Origin of the sequence: Flavobacterium sp. 90 (assembly GCF_004339525.1) — a bacterium.
Taxonomy (GTDB): Bacteria; Bacteroidota; Bacteroidia; order Flavobacteriales; family Flavobacteriaceae; genus Flavobacterium.
Genome location: NZ_SMGE01000001.1, coordinates 4,540,627 through 4,552,414, shown reverse-complemented (window position 1 = coordinate 4,552,414; position 11,788 = coordinate 4,540,627). Strand labels below are relative to the sequence as shown.

The 11,788-nt window shown below is 29.9% G+C and carries 4 protein-coding genes; all 4 read right to left on the bottom strand.

Annotated elements, in window-relative coordinates:
- Positions 1-73 precede the first annotated feature (73 nt).
- Positions 74-760, bottom strand: coding sequence for an iron-containing redox enzyme family protein (locus C8C83_RS18655; protein ID WP_121330104.1), 687 nt, complete (start codon positions 758-760; stop codon positions 74-76).
- Positions 761-825: 65 nt separating this feature from the next.
- Positions 826-1,548, bottom strand: coding sequence for an iron-containing redox enzyme family protein (locus C8C83_RS18650; protein WP_121330103.1), 723 nt, complete (start codon positions 1,546-1,548; stop codon positions 826-828).
- 21 nt (positions 1,549-1,569) lie between these two features.
- Complete coding sequence (locus tag C8C83_RS18645; protein WP_121330102.1) at positions 1,570-9,363, bottom strand: non-ribosomal peptide synthetase; 7,794 nt, start codon at positions 9,361-9,363, stop codon at positions 1,570-1,572.
- 23 nt (positions 9,364-9,386) lie between these two features.
- On the bottom strand, positions 9,387-11,786 hold the full coding sequence (locus C8C83_RS18640; RefSeq protein ID WP_121330101.1) for a TonB-dependent receptor: 2,400 nt from the start codon (positions 11,784-11,786) through the stop codon (positions 9,387-9,389).
- Positions 11,787-11,788: the final 2 nt, after the last annotated feature.

The window sequence follows — 11,788 nt, the reverse complement described above, 5'->3', positions numbered from 1 at the left end:
TAACTACAAATCAACATCAAGACACTGAACATCAGCATCTTGATGTTAAAAAAATAATATACAATATCCGTTTTTATTTTTTACTTATCTCAAGCTCTATTTCGCTAAAAAAGTCTATCCATAAGCTCCACATTTCTTTTGAAGACATTAATAGTTCATTATACGTTTTTTCATCAAAGCTAATTTCTAAAGCATTATCAACATTATTCACGTGATTAGGTTCTTGCTGAACATGGATATCAACCCAAGGCAAATCCAAAATACTTTTCTCACAAATATTACCAATCGCATTTCCTATAGATGAAACCATAGCTAAATCTGCAACTTCGGTAGCATATAAATATCCAAGTCCCGAAGACATTTTTTTTGCAGATTTTTTATAACCACTAATTAATCTATTAGTTGAATCTAAAGCTTTACTCTTTGTCACTATTTCTTCATCAAACCCGGAGTCTTTACAAGTACTGATATATAAGTCTAAATGTGAGTTCTTAGGATCACCACATCCTAACTCTTCATGCAAAATATCAGAAATAAAAGTTTGTATAGGTATATTTCTGGTATGGCTTATACAAGAAGACAAGAAAAATGGGAAATTTTCTAATGGATAATACCATTGTCCTAGCACCAAAGAAGTATCTTCTTTATTAAGTAGCCCATCTTTCATTTTTTTAAGAAAAGGGTGAGAAATTAGTTCTTGTCTTTTAACTTCTGATTTTAATTGTTTTTGAATTTCATTTAATGATGTTCTCTTTTCCATTGTAATTCTTATTAATTTATTAAAGTTAATTTTGATTGTCCGTTTTTTGTCATAATCCCGTAATGCTAGCCTTCAACAGCTAAAACCTCATTTTTATTAGAAAATGAAGATAAATTCTCTCCTATTTCATCAAAAAATTCGATCCAAAGTGTCCACATTTTTTTTGCATGAAATAAAATTTCATTGAAGTCTTCAGAACTGAATTCTAAGTCTATTGCATTATCAACATTATTAACGTGGTTAGGTTCTTGTTGTATATGAATATCAACCCAAGGAAGATCTTTTATCGATTTGTTTGAAATAAAAGCCAGAGTTGCTCCAATTGAAGATACCATTGCTAAATCAGCAACTTCAGTTGCATAAATAAAACCTAAAGCGCTATTCTGTTTTTTAGCAGACGCTTTATACCCATCTATAAGTTTTTTAGTAGCTTCAAAAGCAGGAGAATTAACTATTTTTTCTTTCTCTAATCCAATTTCTGTACAAGTAGAGATGTACAAATCCAAATGCGAATTCTCTGGATTACCACAACCTAATTCTTCATGAAGTATATCTGACAAAAAGGTCTGAATCGATAAATTTTGCAAATGACTTATGGAAGACGAAAGAAAATACGGGAAATTTTGCAAAGGATAATACCATTGACCTATAATCATTGAAACCTCATCTTTAGAAAGCATTACTTCTTTAAAATGTTTTAGTACCGGATGAGAAATAAGGAGATTTCTTTGTTCATCATTTTTTAGTGTCTTCTGTAGTTCACTAAGTGTTTGAAAATTGTTTGTCATTTTTTTTGGTTTAATTAATATTTAAATTTCTATAGAATCAATAACTTCTAATAAGTTAGTCATAAGGTATTCGATGGTTTCTCTTTTGAACAAAGACTTGTTATATATAAGAGATATATTGATAACTGAATTTTCAGGTTGATTGATGACAAATATTAATTCATATATGCTATACTTAAATGAATTATTGAAGTATACTGGTATAAAGCTAGAATCTTCAAATTTTTTCAAAACATTTATTTCTTCAGAAGCATATACAAAAACCTTATAATAAGGGAGATCTTTAAGAGAAAATTCTTTGCCGTAATATTTTACCAATTCTATGAATGGATAATGTCTGTGCCTAACAACATTCAAATATTCTGATTTGGCAATTTCAAAATTATCTGAAAAATTATTTTTCAAATCCATTTTAGTTCTCACCGGTAAAGTGTTTAACATAAATCCAACACTATCGTTTGACATTTTATCACCTCTTTCAGCACATACTATCCCGGTAGTTATATCGCTTTGACCAGAAATTTTTGCTAAACATAAATTAACGCATGACAAATAAAGCATTAGCATTGCAATATTATTTTCTTTCGAAAAATTCACCATTTTTAATACTTTTTCTTCGTCTAATCTTAAAGAAATACTATCTGAGAAATAACTCATTTCTTCTTTATCGAAATCATACGGTAAAATATTTTTACTTCCACCGTCTGAATATTTATTTATCCAGAAAAGTTTATCTTCCTCAAAGGTTAATTTATTTGTATGGCGCTTATTTGCTAAAACCTGACGATACGTATATTCAATTTCTGGCAAAGGTTTTATTAAGGCGCCCTGATTATCTAATGAATTATAAATTGAATACAAGTCATGTAATAATAAATCAAGACCCCAACCGTCAATTAAAATATGGTCAAGAATTGTAAAAATTACAAATTCATCATCGGATAAATGGATTAGTTTAAGACGAATAAGCAAATCATTTTCTAAGTTAAAAGGATCCTCATTACCATTCAATATTTTAAATTGAGCTATCTCTTTTTCAGCAACATCTAAATTTCTTAAATCAAAATATTCTGGTATTATTTTTTTTTCACTGGCAATTTTTAGAAAAATACGATTGTCAATTTTAACGAAATTTGACCTTAAAGTTTCATGTCTTTCTATTAAAACATTGAAGACTTGTTCTGCTAATTTAAGATTAAGTTTAAGGTTACACTTCCACGCCCTTTTTATATAATAGTATGCATTTCCATAACTCAAAGCATATAATCTCTCTTGACCATGAAATGCCAAGACAAGTTTTTCCTCATCATTTTTTATATCATTTACTATCTCTTCCTTTGATTGCGTACAATTAATTAATTTAATTTGGTCTGAAAAAGATGCATTTTTATATAAATTGTAAAAATCAATTTTTTTATTAAAAATTAATTCTATTTTATTTTCCAGCATCATTAATTTTAAACTCTGTCCTCCAAGTTCAAAGAAATTATCTGTAATCCCTATTTTCTCAATACCTAATACTTCCTTCCATATTTCAACTAATTTTTGTTCTGTTTCATTACTTGCTGCTATATATTCTTTTCTTATTATATCCTCTCCCGCTATATTTGGCAAGGCGTTAAGATCTATCTTACCATTGGAAGTTAATGGTAAACTATCTAAAGCAACATAAAAACTTGGAATCATATATTCTGGAAGTTTTTTTTGTAAAAAACTTCTAATATCTGATTTATCTAACTCTTTTTTTGAAACATAATAGACGACTAAAACTTTTGTTTCATTGATGTTTTTTGCTTCTACAATTACCTCCGTTATATCGTCAGAATATTCAATTAATATTTTCTCAATCTCCCTTAATTCTATTCTAAATCCTCTAATCTTTACCTGGGTATCTTTCCTACCTAAAAATTCAATATTCCCATCGGGTAGCCATCTTCCTAAATCTCCGGTGTCATACATTCTTTCACTTCCTAAAAAAGGATTAGGTAGAAACTTCTCATTTGTTAAATCCGGGTTGTTTAAATAGCCTCTTGCAACTCCTGCTCCCGAAACATATAACTTCCCTGAAACACCTATAGGAACTGGCTTCAATACTTCATCTAAAATATAAACCTGAGAATTTGAGATAGGACTACCAATAGGCAGTTTTTTGTATTCTTGATTTTTGATATCAAAAGTTGTTGAAAAAGTAGTATTTTCTGTAGGTCCATATCCATTGACAATTTTTACTGTTGGATACTTTGCAAATACTTTTAAGACATGTGTGGGTGAGACGATATCTCCTCCAACTATTAATTGCTTAATGTCTTTAAAAATTTCAGGTTTATAATCTACTACTTGACTGAACCACGGGGCTGTCATCCAAAGACTATTGACTTGATAGTCTTTAATTATCTTATCTAATTTATCTAATTGTAAAAGATTATCCTGAATTGTAAGTATTAATTTTGCTCCATTAAGTAATGTCCCAAAATATTCTATAATCGTAGCGTCAAAAGATACAGAACCCGTACTCAATAGGGTATTTTCTTCATTTAAAGGGAAAAACAGACAAGGTTTAACTAATCTTATTACATTCCCATGTTCTACCATAACGCCCTTAGGTTTTCCTGTAGTTCCTGAAGTATAAATCACATAAGCCAAATGATTTGTATTGGTAATCTTTTGTAGGTTATCAATACTATACTGGTCTTTGACAGTAAAAAAATGTTCTAGTTCTTTTTGATCTATTATGGCTTTACAATTAGTATCCTCTTGAATATAATTTATTCGTTCCTCAGGATAATTAATATCAATAGGCACATAGGCAGCTCCAGATTTTAAAATCGCGAAAATCACTACTAATAATTGCTCACTTCTATCTAATTTTATTCCAATTAAATCATCTGCTTGAATAGTATATTCTTTTCTAAGATATTGTGCTAATTGGTTTGCTTGTTTATTTAGCTCTGTATAAGTAAGTTTTTGCTCTTCAAATACAACTGCGATATTATCCGGAGTTTTAATAACCTGATCATCAAATAAATCTACAATAGTCTTTTCTCTTGGATAATCAATTGTAGTGTTATTAAAACCTTCTAGTAGTTCTTTTTTCTCTTGTTCTGGAATATAATCTATTGATAATATCGAATCTTTTGAATTATTAATTGCATGACTCATCAAATTCTCAAAATGGACAAACATTCTTTCTATTAGATCTGCATCATAGATATCCGTATTATATTCAATGGAAAGGGCTAATCCTTCAGTTTCAGCAAAAATGAAATTAATATCAAATTGGGATGTTTTTCTTCTGAAATCATAATCTTCTACCTGTAATCCGTTTAATTCTCCTTCGTTATTTACATTATTTAGTTGCCCTTGATTTTGCAATACTACCATTACATCAAATAAAGGAGAACGACCAGTGTCCCGTTTTAAATTTAGTTTCTCCACTAATCCATCAAATGGGTAACTCTGATGTTCGTATGCACTTAATAAAGTGCCTTTTTGTACAGCTAGTAAATCTAAAAAACTATCTTTTTCTTTAAATTGGGTTCGTATAGCAAGTGTATTCAAATATAAACCCAATTGATTCTCTAAATCTGGGTGTTCTCGCCCAGCCATTGGAGTTCCTATTATTATATCATCCTGTCCTGTATATCTATGCAATAAACTATTTATTCCCGCCATTAAAGACATAAACAAGGTTGCATCATGTTCTTTTGAAAATGTTTTTAGCTTCTCTAAGAATGCTTTTGAAAAAGTATGAGTAAAGCTGTCTCCATTATAAGTTTGAACTAAAGGACGAATTTTAAAACTTGGAAGATCTAATACAGGTAATTCCCCGGAAAACTGTTGAAGCCAATATTGCTCAGATGCTTGATACTTTTCTTGCTGGAGTTCTTCATTGCACCAAACTGCATAATCTTTATACTGAATATGTAATTCGGGTAAATTAATTTCTTTTCCTTGAACTAATACATTATATGTTTTTACAACCTCTGAAATAATGATTTGAGAAGACCATCCGTCACTAATAATATGATGCCTTGAGAAAAAGAATATGTGCTCTTCGTCAGTTATTTTTATCAAAGAAGCTCTTAAAAGCGGAAATTGCTCTAAATCAAAGGCTTCCTCATTCAGTGATTGTAAATAATTCTCTAATTCTTTTCCAGTGTTTGATTTATTGATAAAATCAACTTGGTCTATAACAAAACTAATATCTTCAAAATGAACGACATGTTGTCTAATTTCGTTTTGCTCATTTGTTTTAAAATAAGTTCTTAATATTTCATGCCTTTGAATTAAATTTTCAAATGATTTTTGAAATAAATGATAGTTAATAACTCCCTTAATTCTTAAAGCAACAGGTATGTTATAAGCTACCGAACCTCCTTCTAATTGACTTAATATCCATAATCTTTTTTGAGTCGAGGTTAATGGATATGATATTGCCTCTGCTGCTTTAGGTATTGATGAGTAATCAGTCTCTTTTGACTTTTTACTTAATCCTTCAACGGTTGGGTTTGCAAAAAAATCTCTGAAAGAAATACTTTTACCCAATTCCCTATAAGCTCTATTTATTACTTGAGCAACTATCAAACTATGCCCCCCTAATTCAAAGAAATTATCTGTAATACCTATCTTTTGAACTCCCAGTACTTCTTGCCAAATATTTACCAGTTTTATTTGAGCATCAGTAGTTGGTAACACATATTCTCGCCTGAGTACATCTTCTCCTGATATACGTGGCAATGCTCTATAATTTATTTTTCCATTTGAAGTAAAAGGAATCTCATCAATTTTAATCAATATTGACGGAATCATAATACTTGGCAAAAGCAGTCTCAAATGATCAAGTATCTCATTGTGAGCCAATTCTTCCTTATTGTAAACAATGTAGGCTACTATTCTTTTATTTCCTTTATCTGTTTCAATAACATTAACTACGCTCGACCTAATGCCTTCAAATTTATTGAGCGCATTTTCTATTTCATTTAATTCGATACGGTGACCTAATATTTTTACCTGATTATCAATTCTGCCCTTAAATTCTATGTTTCCATCGGGATGCATTACTACTAAATCCCTTGTTCTATACAGTTTTGTTCCATCATTTTTAAAAACATTATCAATAAACTTCTCTTTTGACAATTCCAGATTATTCAAATAACCATCAGATACACCATCTCCTCCAATTAACAATTCACCGATTATACCAATAGAACATAATGAGAGTTTACTATCAACAATATATAATTGAGTATTCGAAAAAGCTTTTCCTATTGGAATTCGATTGTAATCATAATTTGGATTTACTTCATGCAATAATTTACCAATTGTAGTTTCTGTTGGACCATAATGATTAATTATTTTTAATTTAGGATTTTCTGAATTTATTTGGCCAACGATTTCATTTGAGAGTTCTTCACCTCCAAAAATAATCATTCGACCAGGTGAACGTAGTTTCCCTTTTATTTCTAAAGACTTCCAATAAGAAGGAACTATTTTTATACAATCAATTTCGTTATTTGCAAAGTACTGTTGAATATAATAGATGTCTCTTAACCTATTCTTAGAAAATAAGTGAATTACTCCACCAAAAATTAAGGAGCTGAATAGTACTGTATTCCCTAAATCAGTGGAAATAGTCGACATTAAAGCAAAAGATTGATTCTCTTCAATTTTTATCTCTGCGGATAAACCAAAAAGGTAATCCATTATATTTTGGTGGTTTACTAAAACTCCTTTCGGAATTCCTGTTGTTCCAGAGGTATAAATTACATAAGCATTATTCTGATTTGTGATATCTTTTTCTATATTTTTTATAGTTTCAAGATTATAATCAAAATCTTCTTTATCTAATAAAACGGTTCTTACAGCCTTGTCCTTAAATAAAGGTGCATCGATACTATTGGTAACTATAAATTTTGCCTCCGAATTTTTAATTATATAATTAATTCTGTCTTGAGGATAATCCGGATCAATTGGAACATAAACTGCTCCCAATTTTAATATTCCAAGTATACCAACAATAGCCATTTCCAGATGACTATCGAAACATAAAATAATATTTGAACCTGCTTCTACACCTTGCTCTTTTAAATAATGAGCCAGTTGATTGGCTTTTGCATTAAGTTCTGCAAATGTAAGTTGTACATCTCCAGATATAACTGCTGTATTTTCAGGTGTTTCATTAACCTGAACCTCAAATAAATCTACTATTGTCTTATCTTTTGGATAATCAACTTTAATCGTATTTAGATCTATTAGCAACTGATGTTTTTCTATTTCAGTTAAATAATTTAATGAACTTACTGAAACATCCGGTTTCATTACGATACTACGCAATAATGTTTCCAGATGATTTAAAATTCGTTCAACAAATTCTTCAGAAAAAATATCTGTGTTATAGGTAAGTGTTAATCCTAATCCTTTGTCTGACTCACCAAAAGTAAATCCCAAATCAAACTTACTAACAGTTGACTCTTCTACGTTATATTCTTCAATAGTAATCGCTCCTAACCTTTGAATATTTGCTTTTAAATTGTCTGTATTCTGAAGCGTTACCATCACATCAAATAGTGGATTTCGGCTTCTGTCCCGGTGTAGAGGTAATTGTTCAACTAACTCATCAAATGGATAGCTTTGATGTTCGTATGCATCACAAGTAACTTTCTTTACATTTGTCAATAATTCTTTAAAACTATCTTCCCCTTCAAACTGTGTTCTTAAAGCCAGTGTATTGACATAAATACCAATTTGATTATCTAAATCTGCATGCTCTCTTCCTGCTATGGGACTTCCAATTATGATGTCACTTTGACTAGTATATCTATACAATAGCACTTTTACAGTTGCCAGCAATCCCATGAATAAAGTACTTCCTTGTGATTGACATAAATCACTGAAATCTTCAAGAATATTTTTATTATAAATCGTTTTGACTACTTTACCATTATAGGTTTTAATAGTTGGTCTGGCTTGATAAGTAGGCAAATCCAATACAGGAAGTTCGCCTTCAAGTTGTTGTAACCAATACGATTTATGATTTTTTATATCATCACTTTTCAATTGGTCTTGTTGCCATGCTGCATAGTCCTTGTATTGCAATTCTAATGCTGGCAATGAATTTATATCCCCTTTTATATATCCATCATATAAAGCAAATAACTCATTTGTCATTACATCAGCTGAATGTCCATCACTAATAATGTGGTGCATCACACAGATAAAAATATAAGTATCCGGAGCTGTTTTTATAACCTTGGCCCGTAACAACGAATCATTTGCTAAGTCAAAAGAAAACTCGATTTCTTTTTGAATAATGTCCTTCAGTAATACTGCAGAATTCTCTTTCTCATATAAATCCTCATATTGCAATTGAAATTTACTATTTTTTTCATCCAATATAATTTGCCTTACTTTTCCAGCTTCATCTTCTTTAAAGATTGTTCTTAAAGATTCATGACGTGAAATAAGTGAAGAAAAAGCTTTCTCTAAAAAAGAAATATTCAGATTTCCTTTCAATTCAAAAACACTTGGCATATTATAGGCAGTACTACCACCTTCAAACTGACTCAATAGCCAGAATCTGCGTTGTGAAGAAGACAAAGCATAATTGGATTGCAATTTTACTTTTGGAATTAATAGATACTTCTCATTTTTAGTTTTATATAAATTAATAAACTCAATTAAATCATTTTTATGTAATTTAATTTCATTCAATAAATCTTCTGTCATAGCTCCTTTTGGAGCTTGGATATCTAATTTTTTATCAACTAAATCAATTTTTATATTTGAATCATTTAGCTTTTTGAGTAGTGCTTGCATTTCTTTTCGTTTATTGAAATCTATTAATTTCCTGTTCTGCTTCTTTCTTCTTCGTTACCTGTTTCTCTTTGCGCAACCTTTATTTTTTTATTTCCCATCTTATAAGAAACAGAAAGTTGAACGTATTGAGTATCGTAGTAATATTTGAAATTTTGATAAATACCATTTACGACGGAATTCCCAGTAACTTTTTGCGTTCTAAATATATCATTGCCTTTTAATGAAATTTTAAGGTCTTTATTTAGAAGCATATATTGTACAGTTACTGAGGTAGAACTCATAGCACCATTTTTATAAATACCATCTACGCCTTGAAAACTATACCAATAATTCAGGTTCAATTGTAGTGACTTGTCCTTGTTTAAAATAATATCGTTACTTGTTGAAATTCGGGAATTAAAGCCTTCCTGCGCTTCTGCAAATGATAAAGTCGATTTTGAAGTAGCATAGTTTATATCAAATGCATTGTTGCTTGTCCACCATTTGAATTTGTCAAAAACATAATTTTCAGAAACTCCTAATTTTCCTCTATTAATGTAATTTTCATTTGTAAAACGAATAAAATTAGTCGTAGGATCTGCTATAGGAATTTGAAAAAACAAATTGTCTTCATAACTATAATAAAATTTGCTTTCTAACTTTTTATACGTGTATGTTAATTCTAAATTATCGACAAAGGCAGGTTGAAGAAACGGGTTGCCTTCAATGGTTTGAAAAGGGTTTATAAAATAAACATTTGGATTTAATTCATAAAATGAAGGTCTAACAATTCTTCGGCTGTAACTCAAACTGAATGTAGAACTTTCAGTTGGTGTATAAGACAAATAAGCAGTTGGAAAAAATTTTGAATAATTGTTTTTTGTTTCTTGATTTAAATTTTTTGCAAAAGTTTTAGTTTGGGTAGATTCCATTCTAAGTCCAAATTGAGCCTCCCATTTAGAGTTGATTTTTTTATTTCCGGAAAAATATATTGCCTGAATATTTTCAGTATACTCAAATTGATTTTGAGAAAGAGGAAAAGCAACAACCGGGTCATTGACTAAACCACTATTAAATGCCGTAATAATATTATTTGCTTTTGAGTTTGAAACCTTCCCGCCAAAACTTAATGTAGCCCATTTTACAGAATAGTCCAGGTCTAATTTTCCTGACAAATTAGTTATATCCTGATTATTATTATTTGTTCCGGCATAATACTGTTTTGAATACGGATTCTCAATAATCGAAATACCATTATATTGTTTAGTATCGTTATTATTATAATTGAAATAATCAAGATTTAAAGTGATTTTTCGCCCCGTAGAATCTATTTTAAACTCATTATAAAGATTTAATGCCTTTATGTTAGGATCTTGTTTCACATTACCATCAGATTTTAAATAGCTAATAGTAGCATTGGTCGAATAATCATACACAGGTGTATAAGGACTGTCGGTTAATTCAATGTTGTTTTTATTAACCATCATTTGAGTTCCTATATTCCATTTTGAACTAATTTGATAGTCTATATTTAAATTTGCGTTGAGTATTTTATAATCCTTTTTAAACGGCGAGCTTGTGTACCACAAACCATCTTGAAAATAGGCATAATCATCTTGTTCAATATATCTTGTACCCTTTCTAAAATTAGCTCCTGAAGAAATACTTAATTTATTTTTGTTATAATTGAAATTTCCCATTACGGATCCATCACCGTATTTTCTTTGAATATAGGTAGACCCAACTAGGGCATTCCAAGAATCCTTTTTTACCTTCTTTAATTTGATATTTACTAAACCGCTATTACCAGCAGCTTCATATTTTGCAGGTGGTGTTGTAAAAACTTCTATGCTTTTTATAGCGTTAGAAGGTATTGATTTTAAATAATTGGCTAAATCCTCTTCCGTAAGCTGAACTATTTTATCATCAATCATAACGGCTAAAGTACTTTTGCCAATAATAGTAATCTTATCATTTTGAACGCGTACTCCCGGTGTAACTGTAAGTGCATCTATAGCATCTCCTCCAGATGAATTAATAGAATTTTCTACATTAAAAATTACTCGATCAACTTTTCTTTCTACCAATTTCTTTTTACCAGATACAGTAACGGCTTTCAATTGGTTTACAATATCTATTGCTATATTACCCAGATCTAAGTCGTCATTTACTTCAATGTCTTTTGAAAATAGTAGTTTATTACCTTCACTAATTTGCAATTTATATGACCCTTTTTGTGCTTCTAATACAAAGTCACCTTTTTCGTCCGTAAGATCACTCATTACTATTTTAGAACCTTCAGAAAACAAAACAACTTCCGTAAATTCTATCGGATTATTCAAAGGATCACTAACTTTTCCAGTAATTTTATAGGTATTTTTCATCTGAGCTGATACGGTGCACGTCAACAGTACAGACAAAATAAATATTGTTTTTTTTATCATAA